A 22,538-nucleotide genomic window follows, 5' to 3' on the forward strand; every position below is an offset into this window, starting at 1 on the left:
TGATATAATTAATTTGATTCAATATTACAGAGATGAATACAAGGAAAGAAAATAGGCTTACACAGCATTTCATTTGTACTCTTTAATCAGTTCAAATACCTATCGTTTATGACTTTCAAATGGTGCTTTTGGTGCCCGGCAATAATATAAAGTATCGCCTCTACAGAAATCTCACCACCGTTGGCTGTTCCCGTCCGTTTCATGATTTCATCCGTAAAGCTGTTAAATAAATACATGTTTGATTTCCTCAACAGTAATAACTCCTCGGCAAGATCCTTGAGAGTACGCGAAGAAAAGTTAGCATTTTCTACATAGTCATTCTCCTCAAACCCGGGGAGATCTGTCTTATCCTTCCTTGCGAATCTTGTTGCCCTGTACACAAAAACTCTCTCGGCATCTATTAAATGCCCTATTATTTCCTTGATCGTCCACTTCCCTTCAGCATATGAGTAATTAGCTTTATTCTCCGGTATTGTAGCAAGGAAAGCGTATGTAAAATTCATCTGTTCATCGAGAGTAAATAATATATCATTATCTCTCACCAGGTCTATATATAAATCGTAAAACGGAGGATTTATCATTTCTTCCTTCTTTTAAAATTAAATACCAGCTGTTTATCCGTAGTCTGGTCGAGATTATCTACTACAACAAATAGTTCATCATCACTAACCTTCCTGTAAGCTATTCTCTGCGGAAAATCATGCTCCGGATTTTGAAATTCTGCATCTTCATTTGTTCCTGCAACAAATTGAAAATATGTCGTGTCCTGTAATACTGGTTGCGCAATATAATAAACCCCGTTATGATAGCCGTCATAAATAACCTCCAGTGTAAGTATTTCCGAAAGCGATGAGTCACCTCCAAACACTTTATATGCTTCACCTGTGAACTTTGTGTCCGATTCCTTTGTCCATGATTCATAAAACGCGCCCTGGGGAAATTCCGCACCCCAGTCACCTAGCATAAATTCAAATTGAGAAAGATCTGTAATGTCCTGTGCCATAGATGGTCCTGCTAAAGTTAGAAAGAAGATTTTCAAGAATGCAATTTTATATAGCTTCATATTATAAGGATTTTTGTTTTCTTATTTTTGAAAGCAGTACGCCAAGCTGTCCTGCATGATAAACCTGGTGAAACTGCCATACTCCGGCAACTTCGGCTTTTGTTTTCACAAAATCCTCACCTTCTACATTAATACGAGCGTGTGGCTGTTCGAGTTCCTCGTCCGTAAGGGACAAATAAATTGTCCTGTTTTTCTCGCAAACATTAATCCACGCTTCACGAAGTTCCTTTACCGGGGGATAATCATTAACCGGTCTCTGTACGCTTCCGGACGCGAAATACTCCCTGTACCCGGGATAAATAAAATCTCCCTTGCCCATATATAAAGAAAAATCATCATCGCTTATCACCAGGTGTCCCAGTATCCATATACCCGAATTTCCGCTTTCGGTTATAGTATTGAGCAGGTCTTCGTCGGAAAGTGAACCTAACGGACCATTAACCCAGTTCAACATCCATTCCCACTGCATCATAAGATGTTTTGCTACCGGGTTTTCCATTAAAATATTTTTAAATTAATTACTGCGCTGTCTTTTCCATTTCTCGAAAGTGATCGGCACACCTATTTCGAGAAACTGCTTCAGGTTATCGAGGGTCCATGTCCATCCTTCCCTCATTTGCTCAATACCTTCTTCGGTTTCAATTTTTGAGTGAGTAATTCTGACTTTGGTTATGTCGTAGGTAAGTGAAATTATTTCGATCATTACTTCCGTGCCCGGGCAATGTTCCGGATTTTCCCATGTAAAGCGTATTTTTTCAAATGGCTTAAGCTCTATATATTCACCACAGTCACCATCATCATTCAGGTATTTTCCTCCAATACTTAGGTCGCCCTTTGCATTAGTAGTAAACCACTTGGATAATATAAGCGGATCTGTAAGAGAATTGTATATATTAGCAGGTGTTGATTTTATCTCTTTCTCAACTATTAATTCAAGCTCACCCATTTCCATAAAATATTATTTTCGTTATGAAGTGATAGTTATATTTTCCTCAGGTAGAAGATCGTAAAAGTGCCATACATTGCAGTAATAATCCGATGGTCCAAACCATTCCTTTGTAACCCTCTTTATCTTCCCGTCATTGGATTTCTCAAATACTGAAAGCCCGGGAAGATAATATGTTTCGCCGTCCTGTTCCATTGAATATCCCATGTCTCTTATGAACTCATTATTGTCCGGGGTAGCAGTCATAAATGTCCACCCTCTTGAATCTGCAAATTCCTTTTGTGTATCATGATCATCGGGGGAGATCAACACAAATGCCCCCTTCTTCTGAATGTACTTATAAGTATCGTTAAAACCATCCGCCCACATCGTACAATAGGAACAATGTTTGCCCATATTGTGGATAGTAAATAAATATTTCTGGTCACCAAATAGCTCTGCTAGCGACTTCTTCGATCCGTCACTGGTAATAAAATTATATTCGGTATCTATTTCTTTTTCTCCCAGTTTTGATAAAAGCTCTAATCTTCTCTTTCTGAGCTTTTCGGACTCATTGAATATTTCATTTAATTCCGATTCAAGAGCTTTTTTTTCTTCGTTGCTCATTTTTTTTAATGTTTGTTTTTACCACAATTTTTTAAGTGGTTTTACTTACAAACACTCCCAAACGCTAAAGATTATAAAATTAGACTACAATTAAAATGCAAAAACCATAGCAATAAAGGAGATTGCCGTTTATCTACAAGATTTTAACGAAAAATAGATGATTTAGTTATAACAAAAAAAGCTCCGGAGATGATCTCCGAAGCTTTTTAAATGATACACAGAAAATTATTTCGGTGAGTGCATAGCAACTTTGTTTCCTTCGCTGTCCATGAATATTGCGAAAAAACCTATCTCCGGGGTTATTTCGGTTTTGGGTACTACCACGGAACCTCCGGCTTCCTCTACTTTAGCCAGCATCCCGGATAGATCGTCACCGCCGTTCAGATATATCAGCGCACCGTTAGCGCTGGGCTCGTACCCTTCACCGGCTACGATCGCCCCGTGCACGCCGCTTTCGCCGCCGCCGAGGAATCCCATTGTAAACGGTCCCATCTGCTCCTGGTGGAGTTCGTTTCCCGTAATGTGTCCGTAAAATTTCTTTGCTCTCTCGAAATCCGTTACCGGTATCTCGAACCAGTTAATTGAATTTGGCATTTGTGTTTCCTTCCCTATTTTTAGAATTTTGGATTAATGTTAATTTGGTGAATGAAGTGCTACTTTGTTTCCCTCGGTATCGATGAATTCCGCCACATAACCTATTTCGGGAGTTACCTGCCTTTTTGGAGCGACTATCTTACCACCGGCTCCTTCTACTTTGTCTAACATTATCTGCAGATCATCGCCGCCGTTCAGGTAAAGCAAAGGACCTTTGTCCGAAGGTTCATACCCGTCAGCCTGAAAAAGATGCCCGCTCACAGAGCCACGTTCAGCCGGGAAAAATGCAAGGTCTCTGCCTTGCATTTGCATTTGCTGCATGCCTCCATCGAATAAAGCATTGTAAAAATCTACTGCCCTTTTGAAATCGGAGACTGGAATTGCAAACCAATTGATCGAATTTGACATACGAATGAATTTTTTTGAGTTTAAAAATGGAGACTTAAATTAAGCGATTGCGATGTATTCTACTTCTTTAATATTGCTAATTTTGTCAGGAAGTATTGGTAGGAGTTCTTTGTCTCTTCCGGATAGAGCCCATACTTCTGTTTAAACAACCAGCTAAATGAGCTTAAACTCTTAAACCCAACATCGAAACACACATCAGTGATGGACATGTCACCTCGCAATAACAGGTTCATGGCTTTATCCAGCCTCATCTTTGAGAGATACCTGTGAGGAGTTATCTCATATACCGCTTTGAATAAACGAATGAAATGATATGTAGAGAGACAGGCTTCCCGTGCCATGTCCTCGATCTTTATATCATTTCCAAGATTGCAGTCTATGTATTCTTTAGCAATATCAAGACGCCTGTATATCTCTATCTTCGTTGACTTCTTTACCGAGGGAAGTTTCTTTATGGTCTTGCCTAGATTCCTGTGAACCTTGAGCATGTTCTCGAGTAGAAGATAAAACTCTTCTTCTATCCATTGCTCGTCATCAAAATTATTTTCCGATGCGAGCCGGAACTTCATTATAAATGGCGTTATATACCTGTCCTGCTTGTAAAGTTTTTCCAAAAAGAAAACCGGCTGGTCGGATTCGATGTGATCTAACTCAAGAAGCTTGTCGCTGGAATTTATCAAACTGGTCAATACACCTTCCGCGAACTGCGGTCTGAAGAAAACCGAAATTACCTCGACATCTTCTTTTGAGTTGATAAAACATGAGTAAGTCTGTCCGTCATTCAATATTAAGTAACTGGTATTATCCACAATAAACTTTCTCTCCGGGGTAATGAAAGTCTCTTTTCCTTTTAGCGGACACTTGATCGTAAGCGGACCCTTATGCTCCGGAAAATCTGCCTTCTTAGCCTTGTTATGAATTATCATATTAGGCCAGACCTGCACCGGGCATGGCGCATTTTTATTAAATCCGGGCTTACTATAGTCAGGATATCCTTTTAGGATCATGACTTATGAAAAATTATTTTGAAAAAGAGGGTTTTGTAATGAAAAAGTCGGAAGAAACTATGTCCGTATAAATCTGTAACGTTTCTGAAGACGCATCAAGCCTCATGTCGGAAACGCTTCCGTTATCATTGCTCCATTTAGAATGCCAGTAGCTTATAGCTTTTATACGGGGATATTTGTCAGAGGTTATGTAGTTTAAAGCATTTCTTACCCATTCTGATTGGTTATTTGTACCCGGCTCATCCACCGCCCCAAACTCAAGTATTGCCAATGGTTTATTCGGAGATAGGTCCGATAGTTCAGCTATCACATCATCGAGAACATCGCTAAACTGTACATACTGCTCACCCGGCTCCTGCGCCCCGTAGATGCTCACTCCTATCCAGTCTATATAATCATCTCCCGGGTAGTATGCTTTCAAACTATTTCCTTCCCTGGAAGGAGCAGGGTAATCGTTAACATGAAAAAACCATGTTACATTATTCGCACCCTCCTGATTAAAAATATCTATAATGTGTCTGTACGCATCACGAAATACTATAGGACCTTCGTTATATGTTCCGCTCCATGGAAACCAGTCACCGTTCATTTCCGTACCAAACTCGATCAACAATGGCGTACTGAATTTTTTTGCATCCTGAGCGTACTGCCTTAGCTCAGTATCAAATTTACCGTCTATGATATTTTGCAAAGAGTATACTGGATCCTGCCTACCCTCAGTCCAGTCACTTCTCGGCATCATCCTGATAAATGGAATAGATCCGGCTTTTCTTATTGCATCTGCTTCCCCGTAAGGAAAATTAATTCCGTCGAACCAATTATCGGAAAAATATGCCCACATAATATCCTTCCCCGTAAGGATCTCAAACTCCTGCACGTTCTTAATTGAAACAACGTCCTCCGTCGGTCCCATATCCGGAAAAGCTGAATGATATACACCATTCACGGGAGGAAGGAGCTTCTGTCCATATATATTGGAAGCCATAAAAAATAATATTACAATATACCGTCCCATATCCTTATATACATTTACTCAAAAGTCAGATCTTCTATCTCGTCTGTTTTACATACAAGTATCATTGCTGAATCTGGAGGAAGCTTTTTGTCAGGCTTTGGAGAGATATCGATCGTATCCATAAGCACATCCTTGATACCGACCACTGTAATGCCGTATTTATTCCTAATGTCCAGCTCCTCAAGCGACTTGCCAAAGAATTTTTCAGGTGTAGCAATCTCTACAATACTATATTCTGGAGCAAGCGGTATATGAGCAATAAGGCTCGACATGTTCAATCGCTCCGCGAGTCTCTCGGCAATGTCCCTTTCCGGAAAAATAACCTCTTCAACTCCGAGAGATTTTAATATCTTACCGTGATCATCATTCTTCGCTTTCGCAATAATGTGCTTTACTCCGATCTGCTTTAGATAGAGTACCGACAGCACGCTCATTTCAATATCCGTACCTGTAGCAAGTATCACTGTATCTATGTCCTTATCTATAAACTCAGATAAAGTTTCGACATCCTTTGCATTTGCAATGATAGCTTCCGTGACACTATCCTTAATTTTTTCCACTCTTTGCTTGTCCTGATCCAATGCAAGTACTTGGTTGCCCAGCTTATAAAGAGTGGTTGCGAGATTTGAACCAAAACGGCCGAGACCGATTACGACGAACTGTTTCATACTATTGTATTTATTATACTATTAATATGTTCCCTTCGGGGTATGAATAATTTACGGCTTTTTGTCTTCCAAGCAGTGTGTATCCTACAATAAGAGGTCCTACCCTGCCAATTAACATAGTTAGAGACAAAATAATTTTACCGGGGGTAGACATAGAAGCGGTTATCCCTGTCGAGAGCCCGTTATTTCCCAGTGCCGAGGATGCCTCAAAAAGCAGTGAAAGAAACTGCTGTTCCTCCGTAATATTTAAAAACATTGTTGTAAATAACAGCCAGAAAAGCGCTAAGAGACTAATCGAAAATGCTCGAGCGATTGTAGCGGGATGGATGGATCTGCTCATTACGTTTACATTTTTCCTGTCTCTTATAAAAGTAAATAGCGAGAGACACATGATCAAAAAGACAGTTGTCTTAATGCCACCACCTGTTCCGCTTGGTGAAGCACCTATAAACATTTCAATGACTATACCCAATAATGATGATCTCTCAAGTTTTGAAATATCGACCGTATTAAATCCAACAGACGTACTGGCTGATGCTGACTGAAAAAATGATTCCAGCAATGTACTTGCTTCACCCGTATGGCTAATGATATTCTCTACAAAATAAATCAGCACTGTTCCTATTACTATTATGCTGAGTGAGACCCATAATACAAGCCGGGAGTGCGTTGATAGTCTGTACCGTATCTTTTTGAATGATGATTTTGTAAATGAGGAGAGATCATACACTACGAAAAATCCTATACACCCCGCATACGATGCCGCGATTATTACCGCGTTTACAAAATAATCATTCCTGTAGCCCATAAGATTATCACTATTTAACGAAAATCCTGCTGTACAGAATGCAGAGACAGAGTGAAATATACCCTGCCTGAGCGACTCCCCGAATGTCATATCTTCCATCCAGTAAATTACCAGCATTGCCGCCGCTACTGCTTCGATTACAAGTGTGTACTTAATAACTTTAAAAACGAATTGCTTTAGTTCGAGCTTTGAGTGGCTTATGGATTCTTTTAAAATCAGCTTGTTAAATAGAGATAACCTACCACTAAATATCACAACAGCCAGTGCAAAAAATATCATATAACCAACATTTCCTACCTGTATCAGGATCAGTATCACTGCCTGCCCAAATAGCGAGAAATATGTCCCCGTATCCTCTACTATCAGACCTGTTCCGGATATTGCTGATGTGGTGGTGAATATGGAATCTACAAAAGAGAGGGTTTCATCACTATCTATAGAGATAGGGAGCATCAGCAGGAAACTCCCGAAAAGTATAAAAAGAAAATACCCCAATATTAGGGTCTGCGCAGTGGTTATCCTGGATCCTATGTATGAATTAATCTTTTTTAATAACATTCATCCATATATAAAAATAATGAAGAGTGAAGAACTCTTCATTATTTGAATTTAGCAATATATGTGACAAATATCAGTCTATTATGACCCTGAAAAAGCATTAATCAGGCACTTTTCCTAGCTTTTTCATCCTATCCAGGCGATCTTTCTCATTTGCCTGAAGCCATTCATCCTGAGAAAGAAGTTCATATGCCTTTGCAAAATACTCCGAAGCCGTATCTTCACTTCCCAGTTCCAGGTTACATTCACCGATCTCCTCGAATACAAACCCATCATTTCTGTAATTATTTTGTTCTATATCCTTTAATAATTCCATCTGCATATCCAGTGCATCGGAAGCCCTGCCCAGAGACCGCAGACATCTCGCAACCGTCCAACGGGCTATCCTCTCACCTTCACCTGTATTCCTTTCCTTATGCCAGGAAAGAGATTTTTCGAAGTATGACATAGCCTTTTCGTAATCACCCATATCATGGTATGTCCATCCTGTATTATTGTACAGAGGACCGCCCCATTTTTTAGCTCTTTCATCAGAGGTTTTTTCTATCATGCCAATAGCTATATCACTCCATCTAAGGGATTCTTCCGGGTTCTCGGCAATAGCCATCATATGAGCCGCATCTATTGCATAAAAGTCCATTCCTGTGTTTTCGGCATAATCGTAAGCCTGCTTAAAAAGCACCAATGCTTTTTCTTTATCACCTGCAGAATTGAAAGCGCGTCCTCTTTCGAGATAGTATCTTACCCATGCGGTATCGACGTTCTCATTTTCAGCAAGTAGATCACCTACTTGATCCAGCAATTCATGTGCCTTATCAAACTGTCTTTGCAAACCATATGTTCTGGCAATCTGTGTGAGCAGCTGAATATAATAATCTTTGTCACCCGATGCTTCAGCCTCAGGTAGTAACTCTTTGAATTTTTTCTCTGTCCCCGCAGGGTCGTTATAATCCCAAAGGGAATCAATAAACGGCAATCCGTCTGACATAATCAGGAAGTTTAAAATTAATAGGATCATTAGAAAACAATTTACCCTATTTGAAATAATAGTTCAATCAATTATTGATTATCTCTTAATTCGTGACTACCTGTTCTTCTTTTGGAGAACCATTCTCATAATTTATCTTCCTTGAGAAATACATCAATATCGCCAGTATAATAAATAATCCTATGCTTCCTGCAAGAAGTGAATAATCCTGAAGCTGAATAATGAAATAAAGGAATCCATAAAGAAAGCTCAGAATGAGGAACATAAAGCCAGTTAGGATCCATTTCTTCAAGAAGTTCTTCGAATACAAAGTTATCAATATTACAACTGCCGAAGCCGCTGCCAAGTACGCCATTTCAAATCCTATAACCTCCGATATAGATAATAATAGAGTATAGAATATGATAAGCGCTAAACCGACCAGAAAATACCTGATTGGATGTATTCGCGTCTTGTTTATCACCTCGACGAAGAAGAACACAACATATGTCAAAAATATAAACAGGAATGCATACTTTGCCGACCGCGATATCTTCTGATACTGTTCGACCGGTTGTAAGAGATTCACTCCGAAACCGGACGATGCCGGAGAAAAAGAATCGCCGATCCACTGCTGTGGAAATCCCCTGTTGAGATTAAGAACTTTCCACTCAGCATTAAATCCGGCTTCGGTAATCTCCCTTTTATCCGGGAGGAACGTTCCATCAAAGCCGGGATTACTCCACTGAGAAGAAAGGTTCACATCGGTTTCCTTCCCGAGTGGTGCAAAATTTAGATTTGAACTCCCGTTAATGTCTATCGCGAAACTAAACTCCCCTCCGGTTTTCAATAATTCTGTCTGCTCTTCTGAAACCCCGGCACTCACACCGGAAAGTTTCAAATTCTCGTCAATAATTCCATTCTTAAAAACAAAATTCTTATCGCCATACTTCATATCCACTGTCCTCTTTATTCCTTTCAGATCTGAAATACCGATGCAGAAATACGCATCACTCCAGAGGACATTGCTTGAATCGATCTTTAGCGAAGCCAGGTCAGGCGCAGAATAATTCCCTGAAAAATTTAAGTTAGCGTTATAAACAGTAACATCATATATTCCGCGGTTGAGAGTCTCTGGATTGATCGTGCCGGTGATGTTCAGTTTCTCCGGCAAAAAATATGCTGTTTTTACAATTTCGGATTTATTTTCTCCACTGCCTGTTAATTCTTTATAGGGCAAGGCAAGTATAGGTCCGATTAGATACTGGCTCCCTCCCCACTTGCTTCCTATATCGCGTATGGCTTCCTGCTGTAGCTGTTCTCTCTCATCAATAAGTCCTGAGATCATGATCATCGGAACAATAAGGACGATAACCATCGCCCCAACCACGATCATCTTGAACGTGATGGAGGTTTTTATCCAGTTTGAAAATGTGCTTAATGAATTCTGCTGTTGCATAGCATTTGGTTTAATTATTTTAAAAATCTCTTTGAATATTTCCGGGTGTACTGCGTGATCAAATATTAGTCCTATACTGAGGCTCCCCCCTATAAAGAATAGATATTCATATTGGGTATTCACTAAAAACGAAAGCGCTAAAATGCAAATAACATATATGTAAGTAGCTCTGTAGGTAACTTCAACAAGAAGAAACTTTTGCGCAATAAAGTAGAATAAGATCGCTACAATAATGTAAAATAGATTAAATGCTGCTGTGTTAAAGATCGCACTAAAAATTATCATCACCGGCAATAATAGAAATTGACCGACGGATGAAAGGATAAAGAAAACAGAATAATGTCCTATTGCAAACTTTTTAGTGTATTGTATATTTGCTATAACCATACCTATTGTTAAAAAGGGTAAGTACATAACAACAAAAGCCATTTTCTCTAAATGACCACTTGACGACACCGGTATTGATACAACAATACCCGCAATAAGACTGAATATGGTGAAGTAAAATTTCAATTTCTTCACAATGACGTTCTTGAAGCTATCAGATCATAAAACAAAAAGTATATTCCTCCGATAGGAAGAAACCCATAATATGTATCACTCACTGAGTGGGACTTACTATCGATAAATAGGAAATCATGTACCATTAATACCAGAGTTATTATCGCAATTATACCTCCGCCCATCGATACCGGCAGATAGAATAATCCAAATCTTTTGAATAGTGGTTTTCTCATTTTATTATTTTACTTTGTACTGCAAAGTGAATATGAAAAAAAATTTTTATATGTTCAGAAGCTTTTCAAGGGCGTCGAGATGCTCTGCAAATGCCTTCTTCCCGGCGTCGGTGACGCCGTATGACGTATTTGGTTTTTTCCCGACAAACTTCTTTTTTATAATAATATATTTGGATTTTTCCAACGCGCTGAGATGACTCGCCAAATTTCCGTCTGTGAGGTTTAACATTTCCTTCAGAGTGTTAAAGTCTACCCACTCATTAACCATCAATATTGACATGACTCCAAGTCTCACTCTGCTTTCGAAAACCTTATTTAAACTATGTATAATATCTTTCATTTCTCATATTTGAGATACATGTATATCCCGTAAATGATATGAAGAACACCAAATCCTATCATCCAGAAAAGCAAACCCCATCCAGGATAGAACATCGATACCAATCCCAATACTATCTCAGCGATTCCAAGGTATTCAGCGTTTCCTATTGCATACTTGCTCGCATTCACGAGAGCCAACCCATAAAATATAAGCATGGACGGCGCGATCAATGCCGTGTACCAGTTCATAAGAAGTATCAGGCAAAATATACCGCCCGTTCCTAGCGGGATCATAAGACTAACAAGCATTCGCTTTGTTGTGCTGTCCCATGCTTTCAGATTGTTCTTTCTTGCTTTCCTTACAGTGAAAAATACCGACAATGACACTGCCAGCACGAGTATGACCAGGGCGTTACCTATATAAAATAACGTCGTACTTTCATTGAGCTTCACTCCTGATTCATATGTCCTCTCCCAGGCAGTCGATAATATACCTGTGCCATGGTAAACCGAGACAGCAACCGCTCCCAGTATAGCGATTATCCCCGCACTTATTCCTGACATTCCGCTGAGCGAAAGACATCTCGACGATCTCTCCATTAGCGTCCGAATTTCAGATAATGTATCTAGGTGTTCTTCCCTGTTATTCATTTTAGATATTGATTTATTGAAAGTACTTTGAAATACAAAGTTAATTTGTATAAAATTAATATGCAAATGAAAAAATCCTTTCAAAGCAGGCCTGCTATCCTGGATAAACGCTAATATATATATATATATATATTTTCAGCTACTTACTGCTCTTTTTACCCTTGGGTTACATCTTTTGTCTTTGCTTTTGGAGAGACTATCTTATTACTGGATCGCTTTCTGCTTACAGGAGGTTCATGTAGATCTCTCGGAGGTTTATAGTCAGTTGGTGGTTTCTTTATTGCTGTTGGCGCAGGACATATTACATCTACTGCGGCTATTGTCTCTGCAGGATTAAGAAGTTTTTTTATAGCATTTATTTTACTCGTTGAGATTTTTGACGGATAAAGCTTCTTCGCCCTGTTTAGAAAATCATCTAGATTCATATCTTCACGTTTCAATACCTTCTTTAAGCCTGCTTTCTCATTCTCGTTAAATATATCTAGGACTTCTTCAAAACTCAGAACAGGCGATGAACATATGTGACCCGAAGGTATTGATACATTGGAAAGCAAGGTTACCCTGTCGCCTGAAGCGTTAAAGTCATACAGGTGCAGATCAGACGTCATGAGAATATTAAATAATGACATCCATCCATACTCCGATCTATCTATCTCACTCTCCTTTGTTATACTTTTACCTCTTAGAAATTCCCTGCTCAAAGGAAGTCCCGTATCGGTTGTTTCACCGTAGATGCTGGAATTTGTTCCGAATATTATGTTTGTTAGACGGTTGCTTGCCCATTCTGCAAACCCTTCGTGAAATGCTACATAAGATTTTTTCTGAAGTTCATCGTGAGTTCCCCCGTGTACCATGAGTTGCCATGCAAGACCCCTTTCATTCTTTGAATGTTGATATGCCCAGATATGCATTAGCTCATGCATTATTGTATCCACATCGAGATGGTCAGTTCTCGAATTTCTTATAATGAATATTACCTGATTAAACGGATCGGAATATGATGATTCAACCTTATCAGGTATTATATTGTTGTCATGAGGATATTTCAATGCTACAGGCTTCTTATCCAGGAACCTCACATCTTTTTGAAATGTGTTCATCGTTTTAAATATCTGCTTGTAAACAAACCAGACCAGGGCATGCTTCCTTGCTATGCTGTTCCCAAGATCCTCACCCCCGGCTCCAAAGGTTAGGTTTCCCAGATTTATTGTGCCCGCGGAATGTGAATTATTGTTTTTATCCTCCTTGAGGATTGTGTACCATCTCACGTTATAGGCGATCCTTCCCGTCTGCTCAAGCAATTGCTCGATCGCATCCTCTGTTTTATCTACTATGTCATCCAGAGCCTGTATCTGGGTGATCATACCCAAAACATCACCGGCAAAATCTGTTACAGCCTCCGTGACTTTATCCATAAATCCATCGTTCTCAGGATATACTTTTAAAGTATCATCCTTAAACTGTACTTCTACCTTAAATTGGCGGTTGCTCTTGTCCTTCTCCTTCTTGATTTTAAAATGCCCATTTGAATCGGTAAACTTCTTGTCCCAGCTGTTCCAGGGACCCCATACACCCATGACTTTTTCTCTTGCAGAAACTTTTACTTCGACGTGCTCTAGAGGCACGGTACTTGAAAAACCTGCAGAAATTGTAGGATCGCTATGCCTCAGCATAACGTTCCCTTCGATTGTCCAATTCGTTTTCATAATAAAACTCCCCTTTTAAGGTTTTTAAATAAAAAAGGGGCAAAGCCACAAAATTGTGACTTTGCCCCTCGGCTTAACAAATCAATATAAACTATAAATTAGCCTTTTGCAATACCTAATTAATAAAAGGGTTACATTGCTAAGTTATTAAATATTCAATGTTTAAATTTAATACTAATACCTCTAGCTATTCAAAAGCCTCCACTTACCTACCATCTTCTGGAATACCAGCGGCCTCGGGAATGCCGGTCCATCGAAAGTGATAAGCAAGCTTTTACTGTCGATCGTGGGCTCCATGCCTTCCGCGCGCTTCATCACCTCGATGAGCACGTTTGCCTTTTGCTGTGTGAAATCCAGCATTACACGATCTACTCCGCCATTATCACTTACCCACTTCGGGCTTGCATACTCTTCTATAAACTCCTGCCTCTTCTCCTGCTGTAATAACCACACCATTTTTGGGAGTTCTTCCTTGATCTGCTGATCAAAAGTCTTGTAGTCGGGTGATACCCCTGCTCCCGTACATCCATACATTACTATAGCGGTGAATAACACTCCAAGGAATAACAGTGAACTTCTTTTCATTTTGAATTCCTCCTCTTTAAAATTTCTCGCCAAGGAATCTTGACGGTTTTATTATTTTCTTTTTAAGTCCGTGTTGTCTGATAGCATAATGGTGGATGTGAGCCATCGCCTCATCCACGTTATCTGTAAACAAAATCAAATTCAGATCCTCCTTCGAGATCGTGCCCTCCTCTAGCATTATATGCATCTCTTCCAGTACATCATTATAAAATCGCTTCCCCATCACTACCACAGGAAAGTTCTTTATCTTCTTTGTTTGTATCAATGTCAGCGTCTCAAAGAACTCGTCCAGTGTGCCAAATCCTCCCGGCAAAACAATGAACCCGTAAGAATATTTTAATAGCATCACTTTCCTTACAAAGAAGAAATCCAGCTCGACCCACTTATCCATGTATGCGTTGGGCTGTTGCTCGAAGGGAAGCTCTATATTACATCCCACAGAACGTCCGCCGGCTTCTTTAGCGCCTCTATTCACTGCCTCCATCACACCAGGTCCGCCTCCCGTCATCACTGTAAATCCCATATTGGCAAGCTCACCCCCAATCTTTCTTCCAAGCCTGTAATATTTGTGATCCTCTTTAAATCTTGCCGATCCAAAAACCGTTATCGCAGGACCAATAAAATGAAAAACCCTAAAACCTTTAATGAACTCTATAAATATCCTTATTGCATAAAGTAACTCACTGCCTCTAGATTTCGGTCCTTCAAGAAAGTATCTGATCTCCTTCGTCTTTTTAGAACCGTTATCTAACTCTTTTTCTCTGCTGTCTCCCATCGGTTATCCTTCTATACTTTTACATATATCCGTAAATCCGAATCTACTCACGTCGAATAATCCCTTATCGCTTAATTTTAAAGCCGGGATAACCGGTAATGCCATAAATGACAGCGTCATAAACGGAGCATATAACGTGCTTCCCAGTTCTTTTGCCAGCGAGTCGAGTTTGGAATATCTCTCGGCAGTTTTATAACCGTCATCGGTCGTCATTATACCCGCAACGGGTAAAGGCAGTACTTCCGTTATACCGTCTGCTGAAACAGATATTCCTCCCTTTTCATCTATAATACCATTCACAGCATGGGCAATATCATCATCCGTTACGCCAACAGCTATTATATTATGCGAGTCATGAGCGACACATGATGCAATTGCCCCATTTTTTAGACCGAAATTTTTAATGAACGCTACTACCGGTGCGTCGTTTGTATACCTGCAAACAACTGTAAGCTTTAATATGTCGTTATCCGTATCCGAAACAAGGTAACCGCCTTCTGACTTTGGCTTGCATGTTATCTCGTTTGTAATTATCTCCCCGTCTATTGCCTCTATAACCCTTATCTCACTGCAGTCGCATTTCAGTCTGAAATCTTCCGCTGACTTTCTTTGCGTATTAAAATTATTTACTTCCTCCGCATTGACACTTTGTATTAGACTCCTTCCTTTCTCGGCAACTTTCACTCCGTCGATATATGTCGCCTCCACCCTAAAACTCTCCAAACTGTCGATCACTATAAAGTCTGCCGGGTCTCCCTCCCTCATCATCCCCACGTCCAGTTTATAGTGAGGTACCGGGTTTATGCACGCGCATTTCAATACGTTAAATAGGTCATAACCCTTACTCAAAGCCTTTCTTACTATCCCGTCTATCTGGCTTACTATCAGATCGTTTGGATGCTTGTCATCACTGCAAAACATTACGTGACCGGAATGTTCGGAAATTATTGTGTGCAGTGCATCGAAATTCTTCGCCGCTGAACCTTCCCTTATTATAATATTCATTCCAAGGTCCAGCTTGCCAAGAGCTTCCTCCAGCATGTAGCATTCATGATCGGTTGATATACCTGCCTTTACATATATCTCCGCCTGTTCGCCCATTAATCCCGGCGAGTGCCCGTCGATCGGAAGTCCCATTACTTTCGCAACGGTTATTTTGTCCATCACGACCGGGTCATTATTGAGGACGCCGGGGTAATTCATCATCTCGCTGAGATAATGCAGACCGTCTTTTTCAAAGAGCTCGCGTATATCATCGGCTGTGACTTCAGCGCCCGCCGTTTCAAATGAAGTTGCAGGTACGCAGGATGAAGCGCCGAAATAAAACTTAAAAGGAACTTTCTTGCCGTTGGTGATCATGTACCTTATACCTTCTATACCCAGTACATTGGCTATTTCATGAGGATCGGAGACGGTAGCAACTGTGCCGTGAACTACGGAAAGACGCGCAAATTCTGACGGAACCAGCATTGAACTTTCTACATGAACATGGGCATCGATAAATCCCGGCAAAACATAATTCGCATATTCCTTGCCCGGATCCCTTTCTATTCTTTTTATTCTGCCGGATTCCACAAAAACCGTGGCAGGATATATTTCCCGGCTATGTATGTCAATTAAATTCCCGGAAACGGTAAAAGCCTCATGCATCTATTTAGTTGCGAACCTTTCTATCTTTTTGTAAAACTCTTCCTTGCTGAACGGTTTCGCAAGATAATCGTCCATTCCGGCTTCTATACACCTATCCCTGTCAGCTTTCATCGAGTATGCAGTAATACCGATTATTGGAATATGACCGCCTGTTTCCTTCTCTATTTCTCTTATTATCGATGTTGCTTCCAGACCGTCCATCACCGGCATCTGCACGTCCATTAGTATCACGTCGTATTTATTCTTTTCCATTATCTCAAAAAGCTTGAGCCCGTTTTCAACAATATCCACGTTATACCCCTCGCGCCTCAATAGCTCTTTTACAAGACGCTGGTTTACAAAGTTGTCTTCGGCTACTAAGATCTTGAGTTTGGCTTTTCTCGTTTTCTCCGGTTTTTGTATGTCAGCTACCGGTTCGGATTTCTCTTCCTCCAGGTCGAATGGAAGCACACAAACAAACTCTGTTCCCTGATCCACTTTGCTTTGCACCGATATCTTACCCCCCATATGATCTATTATGCTCTTCACTATCGCAAGCCCCAGACCTTTTCCTTTGTAGGTCATCTTTTCGGATTTGTTCTCGGTCGCAAAGCTTTCAAAAATGTCCTCTATCTTTTCTTTTGGAATTCCTACGCCCGTATCTTTTATCTTTATTACACAGATAGTGTTTTTAGCGTTTTTTGATTTTTGGGATATATCGATATCTATCGTTCCTTTCTCTGTATATTTTATTGCATTGTTAACCAGGTTAACCATTATTTGCTTCATCCTCAATGGGTCACCACATACTTCGTAATCGTCATTTGAGATGTTCACATTCATTCCGAGTTTTTTCTTCTTTGCACTCGCCTCCATAACCTTAAAGGTCTGGTTCATGAGATCCTTCAGGTTAAACCGTACCTTGTCCAGCTTGAAGTTGCCCGCTTCTATCCTGGCAAAATCCATTATGTCGTTTAGGATAGCTAGGAGCGTTGAAGATGAAAACTTAATTATGTCCAGGTATTCTTTCTGCTCTTCTGTGAGCTTTGTTAGCGAAAGGATGTCGGTCATACCTATTATGCCGTTCATCGGGGTTCTTATCTCCTGGCTCATATTTGCAAGGAAAATGCTTTTCGCGCGGTTGGATGATTCGGCTCTTTCTTTTTCGTCTAATAGCTTCTCCTTCTCCTTCACGGGCATTGGCTTGCTTTCTTTGCCTTCTCTCTCCCTCAAAAGCCCTTCGGCAATGAAAAAGAATATAAGCGTGCTCAATACCACAAATACCACTTTCATCCAGATATTTGAGCTGTAAAACTGGAATGAGAATATCACTCCGAGTAAACATAACCCGAAATATACAAGGCTTAACGTAAAGGAAGGTTTTCCAAAAAATGAGTTGGGGGTCTGCATTCTTTAATTTGGATTTCTGATTCAGCTAACGATGATCAAAATGCCGGGTAAAACATACAACATATAAAAAATAATGATTTTTTAGGGAATTATAAATGGTTTAGAGAAAATCTATAATTATAAAATTTTCATGCTTTTAATTATTTCAAGCGAAATTTTACGAGCCTTCATTCCGTCTGCTCCTTGACCAACGATATTCGTTGCAAAAACATAAAGATTAGACCCTAACTGCACCGACCCCACAAACCATCCTAGGTCTGAGCCGTTACTCCCTGTCTTTCCGCTAAAGATTGCACCGTTTTCCAGGGTATCCTGTATAATTATTTTTTTAACAATATCCATATTCCTTTTTGAGAAAGGAAGCGAGTCGGTATATAGCTTATCCAAGAAACCAACCTGTTCATTGGCGGATATCTTGAGCGTATTATCCAGCCAGAATTTGTCTATCCCGCCTGAAATATCCATGTTCCCGTAATGCAATATATCTATGTAATATTTCATTTTTTCTTCGCCGACTCTTCTGGCTAACTCCTGGTAGTACCATACGACTGAATATTTGATCGCTGACTTCAGGTCATGATCTCTGTTCAGTTCTTCCCTGGACCTTTTCACGCTATCCCATTTGATAATGTAGTTCTCATCCGGTATCACTCCCGTTTCCAGCCCTATAAGTGAATTCGGTACCTTAAAGGTCGAACAGGGTGAATACTGTATATTACACTGCTCCTCGTTATGCCTGATATAATATTTATTATTGTAATCGTATAAGACAAATGCCCCCGAAAACTCGCCAAAGTACTGGCTAAAGTCGGTTTGATAGCTTTTATTATCAACTTTACCGCAGGACATAAATAAGAGCCCTGTTAGTATTAATAAGATTTTTTTCATTTAAGCAAATTCTATGGTAATTACCGGAATTCCAAAATTATTTTGAAGAGAAAATTAATGGGAAGTCGTTTCGGATAAGTTTAAATGCTTTTCTATCACATCGTAAAAATCATCCCTGTTAAACGGCTTTGAAAGATAATCATCCATACCGATCCTAAAACATCTCTGCCTGTCACTCTCCATGGCAAAAGCAGTTATACCGATGATCGGTATATGATCTCCTGTTAGTTTTTCTTTCTCCCTGATATATGCCGTTGCCTGGTATCCATCCATGACCGGCATTTGTATGTCCATCAGGATCACATCGTAGTTATTCTGGTCATAGAGGTCCACTGCTTTCTTACCATCATCGACGATCAGGGTATCGTACCCTTTTTTATTAAGCAGTTTCCTTATCAGCTTCTGGTTAATGTAGTTATCTTCTGCGACCAGTATCCTGTAATTGTGATATGGAATTGTCAAAATAACATGAATTTTGATTTATAATACTCTTTGCCCAGATAAGTTAGAGTGAAATCAAAATCCTGAAACGAATAATACTAATTAATATCTAAAATCACAGCGGAAATTAACATTACCTTGAAAAAGTTCTTAATAATCATACAGTTCACGCAATAACTTCCTCGCCCTATCCAGTGGGAAAAAGTTCTGCTCCAGTTCTGCTGCAAATGGTACCGGTGTATCAAGTCCTCCGGCCCTGAATACAGGCGCATCCAGGTATTCAAAACACTTTTCGGATATCAATGCAGCAATTTCCGAGCCAATTCCCCCTGTGATACAATCTTCATGTAAAATCAATACCTTCCCGGTCTTTTTTACCGATGAAAATATAGTCTCCTTATCCAGCGGTAATAGTGTCCTGAGATCTATCACTTCTGCGTCTATATCCTGGTTTTCATTCAATATATCCATAGCCCAATAGACTCCCTGACCGTATGTAATAATAGTTATGTCGTTGCCTTCCCTCACTATCCTCGCCTTACCTATCTCCACCGTATAATAATCCTCCGGCACCTGGTCTTTGAGTTTTCTGTACAGAAATTTGTGTTCAAAGAACATTACTGGGTTTGGGTCTTCTATAGCTGCTAGAAGTAAACCCTTCGCGTCGTAAGGCGTTGAGGGATAAACCACTTTTAAGCCGGGCGTGTGAAAGAACCATGCCTCGTTCGATTGTGAGTGAAACGGTCCCGCTCCTACTCCCGCACCGGTTGGCATCCTTATTACCACATCGGCGTTTTGCTCCCACCGGTAGAATATCTTTGCTAAATTATTTACAACCTGGTTAAATCCCGACGTAACAAAATCCGCAAACTGCATCTCCACGACCGATTTCATCTTTTTTATCGAGAGTCCCAGCGACGTTCCAATGATCGCCGACTCGCATATTGGCGTGTTCCTTATCCGCTCCTTCCCAAACTCCTCATAAAATCCTTCCGTCACCTTAAATACTCCTCCATACTCCGCAATATCCTGTCCCAGCACCACTAAGTTATCATATCTCCTGAGCGCGATCCTGAGTCCGTCGGACACTGCATCCACAAACCTCATCTCCCGCGTTTTGTCACTTTCAGGACTTACGACTTCCTGATCGTATGACATATATACACTGCTTTCTTCTGTCTCCGTATCCGGCTTCGGGTTCTCAGCAGATAATGCTTTCTCGATCGCATCGTTTATCTCTTCGGCAAATTGGGTCCTGGTCTCCTCGACGAACTCGGTGGTGATAATGCCTTCTTTTAGGAGGTAGGTCTCGTAATTTCTGACGGGGTCTTTCTTTTCCCACATGGTGAAGAGCTCCTGCGGGACATATTTTGTACCGGAAGCCTCCTCGTGCCCGCGCATACGGAATGTCATGCACTCAAGGAGCACCGGGCGCGGGTTTGCGCGGATGGACTCGGCAAGTGTGCTGACTGTTTTGTAAACTCTTACTATATCATTGCCGTCTATCTGAAAACCTTCCATCCCATAGCCGGCGGCTCTATCTATGAGACTCTCACACCTATACTGTTCTTTTATAGTGGTGGAAAGTCCGTAGCCATTATTTTCTATTATGAAGATGACGGGAAGATCCCATACGGACGCGACGTTTAGTGCTTCGTGGAAATCGCCTTCGCTTGTTCCGCCCTCACCGGTAAAGACAGCCGTAACTTTACTTTCTTTTTTGAGTTTGCATGCGAGCGCAATACCATCGGCAATAGTCAGCTGGGGACCGAGGTGAGAGATCATTCCGACAATATGATGTTCGTTAGAACCGAAATGGAACGATCTTTCCCTGCCTTTGGAAAACCCGCCGTGCTTTCCCTGTAACTGCATGAAAAGTTTATCTAGAGGCATGTTACGTGTTGTGAATACACCGAGGTTGCGGTGCATGGGAAGAATATATTCATCATCTTCGAGTGCATTAGTAACACCGACCGCTATAGCCTCCTGTCCGATACCCGAAAACCATTTACTTATCCTGCCTTTTCTCAGCAAGAGGAGCATCTTCTCCTCTATCATCCGGGGCTTTAGGATAGTAAGATAAAGTGTTATCAGCTCTTCGTCTGTTATTACCTTTCTGTCATATTTAATGCTAACATCAAAGTCCTGCGCATCTGCAATATCCAATCCTGTTTGTTTTTCAGGCTTCATAGCTTGTGTTACCAAATTTTAATCAAAATACTAATCTTCTATAATACATTAAATGAAATATTTCAAAACAAAAAAGGGTAAGATTTCGATTATCTTACCCTTTTATAGCTTTTATCTATCTAAATCCTATTTCATTTGTCCGGAAGTAATTTCGGGACCGGCTTTTCTCTGCGCAAATTCATTGTCCATCATTAGTAATCCGTGTCCTTCACCATTGATAAGCTCAAGGTTAGCAATCCGCTTATTAAAGAGGTCGATCTCCTCTACCTGCTCATCTACATACCATTGAAGGAAGGTCTCTACAGCGTGATTGCTTTCTGATTTAGCAAGGTTTACTAAATTATCAATTGATTGTTTTATGAACTCTTCCTGCTTGAGCGCTTTTTGGAATGCGTCGAGTATTGAATCGAACTGGACGGGCGGACCATCGAGGGAGGTAAGAGTTACTACTCCTCCCATTCTATGGACGAAATTAAACATCTTCATCGCGTGGAAGTGTTCCTCCTGCGCCTGTACATAAAAGAAGTTAGCGAAGCCGTCGAGGTTGATAGACTCAAAATACGCAGTCATCGAAAGGTATGTGTATTCCGAATAGAACTCTCTGTTTATTTGTTTATTCAGTTCTTCCTGAATCTTATCGGAAAAAAGCATAATGCCTCCAAAAATTTTAGTTAATATTCTTTAATTAAGGCAATATACTTATATTCCGTCGCAAATTAAATGTCAATCGGGCTCCTTCGGTCCCTTGTAATTATCGGTAAAGCCCGCTTCGGACTTCCACTCGGTAAAGTATATCTTAAGGTCTGCCTCACTCTTCCAGCTTGTGTAGTATATTTTCCAATCGGCATCCGATTTCCATTCGGTAAAATACCACAGCCCGCTGTTTGGTTTCGCGTCGGATTTCCATTCGGTAACATAGACTATCATATCCGCTTCGCTTTTCCAGTTGGTAATAAATACTTTCTTATCGGCATCACTTTTCCAACTGGTTACATAGACAACCTGGGAAAACGCAGACCCCGCGGTAAAAAGGAAAAAAAGTAATAATGAAATTTTTAATGAAGCTTTCATTTTACAGTTATTTAATTAAATGTAATACTTATTAT

The 22,538-nt window shown here is 40.3% G+C and carries 26 protein-coding genes; all 26 read right to left on the reverse strand.

Translation table 11 applies throughout. The features are described 5' to 3' along the window. Positions 1–86: 86 nt before the first annotated feature. Positions 87–581 carry a DinB family protein gene (locus H6614_13720; GenBank protein MCB9244729.1) on the reverse strand — a complete coding sequence of 165 codons (495 nt, stop codon included), beginning with the start codon at positions 579–581 and terminating at the stop codon, positions 87–89. After that, complete coding sequence (locus tag H6614_13725; GenBank protein MCB9244730.1) at positions 578–1,063, reverse strand: hypothetical protein; 486 nt, start codon at positions 1,061–1,063, stop codon at positions 578–580. The genes H6614_13720 and H6614_13725 overlap by 4 nt, the downstream gene beginning before the upstream one ends. 1 nt (position 1,064) lies before the next feature. Next, a complete protein-coding gene (locus H6614_13730) occupies positions 1,065–1,562 on the reverse strand; it encodes a DinB family protein (GenBank protein MCB9244731.1) in 498 nt (165 codons plus the stop codon). A 15-nt stretch (positions 1,563–1,577) separates the two neighbouring features. Continuing rightward, on the reverse strand, positions 1,578–2,009 hold the full coding sequence (locus H6614_13735; protein MCB9244732.1) for an SRPBCC domain-containing protein: 432 nt from the start codon (positions 2,007–2,009) through the stop codon (positions 1,578–1,580). A 21-nt stretch (positions 2,010–2,030) separates the two neighbouring features. Beyond that, entirely contained in the window at positions 2,031–2,615 is a 585-nt protein-coding gene (locus H6614_13740; protein ID MCB9244733.1) for a DUF899 family protein, read from the reverse strand. 225 nt (positions 2,616–2,840) lie between these two features. Then, positions 2,841–3,209, reverse strand: coding sequence for a VOC family protein (locus H6614_13745; GenBank protein MCB9244734.1), 369 nt, complete (start codon positions 3,207–3,209; stop codon positions 2,841–2,843). A 39-nt stretch (positions 3,210–3,248) separates the two neighbouring features. Further along, a complete protein-coding gene (locus H6614_13750) occupies positions 3,249–3,617 on the reverse strand; it encodes a VOC family protein (protein ID MCB9244735.1) in 369 nt (122 codons plus the stop codon). A 59-nt stretch (positions 3,618–3,676) separates the two neighbouring features. Continuing rightward, positions 3,677–4,624 carry a helix-turn-helix transcriptional regulator gene (locus H6614_13755; protein ID MCB9244736.1) on the reverse strand — a complete coding sequence of 316 codons (948 nt, stop codon included), beginning with the start codon at positions 4,622–4,624 and terminating at the stop codon, positions 3,677–3,679. A 13-nt stretch (positions 4,625–4,637) separates the two neighbouring features. Then, positions 4,638–5,639 carry a hypothetical protein gene (locus H6614_13760; protein ID MCB9244737.1) on the reverse strand — a complete coding sequence of 334 codons (1,002 nt, stop codon included), beginning with the start codon at positions 5,637–5,639 and terminating at the stop codon, positions 4,638–4,640. A gap of 14 nt (positions 5,640–5,653) precedes the next feature. Further along, on the reverse strand, positions 5,654–6,307 hold the full coding sequence (locus H6614_13765) for a TrkA family potassium uptake protein (GenBank protein MCB9244738.1): 654 nt from the start codon (positions 6,305–6,307) through the stop codon (positions 5,654–5,656). A 13-nt stretch (positions 6,308–6,320) separates the two neighbouring features. Further along, complete coding sequence (locus tag H6614_13770) at positions 6,321–7,673, reverse strand: Trk family potassium uptake protein (protein MCB9244739.1); 1,353 nt, start codon at positions 7,671–7,673, stop codon at positions 6,321–6,323. Positions 7,674–7,773: 100 nt separating this feature from the next. Further along, positions 7,774–8,691 carry a tetratricopeptide repeat protein gene (locus tag H6614_13775; GenBank protein ID MCB9244740.1) on the reverse strand — a complete coding sequence of 306 codons (918 nt, stop codon included), beginning with the start codon at positions 8,689–8,691 and terminating at the stop codon, positions 7,774–7,776. Positions 8,692–8,746: 55 nt separating this feature from the next. Continuing rightward, on the reverse strand, positions 8,747–10,621 hold the full coding sequence (gene creD, locus H6614_13780) for a cell envelope integrity protein CreD (GenBank protein ID MCB9244741.1): 1,875 nt from the start codon (positions 10,619–10,621) through the stop codon (positions 8,747–8,749). After that, on the reverse strand, positions 10,618–10,836 hold the full coding sequence (locus H6614_13785; protein ID MCB9244742.1) for a hypothetical protein: 219 nt from the start codon (positions 10,834–10,836) through the stop codon (positions 10,618–10,620). Before H6614_13785 ends, creD begins: the two co-directional genes overlap by 4 nt. 46 nt (positions 10,837–10,882) lie before the next feature. Continuing rightward, positions 10,883–11,176, reverse strand: coding sequence for a transcriptional regulator (locus H6614_13790; protein ID MCB9244743.1), 294 nt, complete (start codon positions 11,174–11,176; stop codon positions 10,883–10,885). Beyond that, on the reverse strand, positions 11,173–11,808 hold the full coding sequence (locus tag H6614_13795; GenBank protein MCB9244744.1) for a hypothetical protein: 636 nt from the start codon (positions 11,806–11,808) through the stop codon (positions 11,173–11,175). Before H6614_13795 ends, H6614_13790 begins: the two co-directional genes overlap by 4 nt. A 155-nt stretch (positions 11,809–11,963) precedes the next feature. Next, positions 11,964–13,514, reverse strand: coding sequence for a hypothetical protein (locus tag H6614_13800; protein ID MCB9244745.1), 1,551 nt, complete (start codon positions 13,512–13,514; stop codon positions 11,964–11,966). 183 nt (positions 13,515–13,697) lie between these two features. Further along, a complete protein-coding gene (locus H6614_13805; protein ID MCB9244746.1) occupies positions 13,698–14,099 on the reverse strand; it encodes a hypothetical protein in 402 nt (133 codons plus the stop codon). Between the two features lie 16 nt (positions 14,100–14,115). Continuing rightward, positions 14,116–14,874 carry a TIGR00730 family Rossman fold protein gene (locus tag H6614_13810; protein MCB9244747.1) on the reverse strand — a complete coding sequence of 253 codons (759 nt, stop codon included), beginning with the start codon at positions 14,872–14,874 and terminating at the stop codon, positions 14,116–14,118. A gap of 3 nt (positions 14,875–14,877) precedes the next feature. Continuing rightward, positions 14,878–16,524 carry an adenine deaminase gene (gene ade / locus H6614_13815; protein MCB9244748.1) on the reverse strand — a complete coding sequence of 549 codons (1,647 nt, stop codon included), beginning with the start codon at positions 16,522–16,524 and terminating at the stop codon, positions 14,878–14,880. Further along, positions 16,525–17,913: a response regulator gene (locus tag H6614_13820; GenBank protein ID MCB9244749.1), complete on the reverse strand. Its 1,389-nt coding sequence runs from the start codon at positions 17,911–17,913 to the stop codon at positions 16,525–16,527. A 117-nt stretch (positions 17,914–18,030) separates the two neighbouring features. Continuing rightward, positions 18,031–18,801 carry a class D beta-lactamase gene (locus H6614_13825; GenBank protein ID MCB9244750.1) on the reverse strand — a complete coding sequence of 257 codons (771 nt, stop codon included), beginning with the start codon at positions 18,799–18,801 and terminating at the stop codon, positions 18,031–18,033. 54 nt (positions 18,802–18,855) lie between these two features. Further along, positions 18,856–19,257, reverse strand: a complete 402-nt coding sequence (locus H6614_13830) for a response regulator (GenBank protein ID MCB9244751.1) — start codon at positions 19,255–19,257, stop codon at positions 18,856–18,858. A gap of 135 nt (positions 19,258–19,392) precedes the next feature. Continuing rightward, positions 19,393–21,432: a dehydrogenase gene (locus H6614_13835; GenBank protein MCB9244752.1), complete on the reverse strand. Its 2,040-nt coding sequence runs from the start codon at positions 21,430–21,432 to the stop codon at positions 19,393–19,395. 126 nt (positions 21,433–21,558) lie between these two features. Then, positions 21,559–22,083: a ferritin gene (locus H6614_13840; protein MCB9244753.1), complete on the reverse strand. Its 525-nt coding sequence runs from the start codon at positions 22,081–22,083 to the stop codon at positions 21,559–21,561. 72 nt (positions 22,084–22,155) lie between these two features. Beyond that, positions 22,156–22,503, reverse strand: coding sequence for a hypothetical protein (locus H6614_13845; GenBank protein ID MCB9244754.1), 348 nt, complete (start codon positions 22,501–22,503; stop codon positions 22,156–22,158). Positions 22,504–22,538 lie beyond the last annotated feature (35 nt).

It is taken from the genome of Ignavibacteriales bacterium, from assembly GCA_020635255.1.
Taxonomy (GTDB): Bacteria; Bacteroidota; Ignavibacteria; order Tepidaquicellales; family Tepidaquicellaceae; genus JAEYVS01.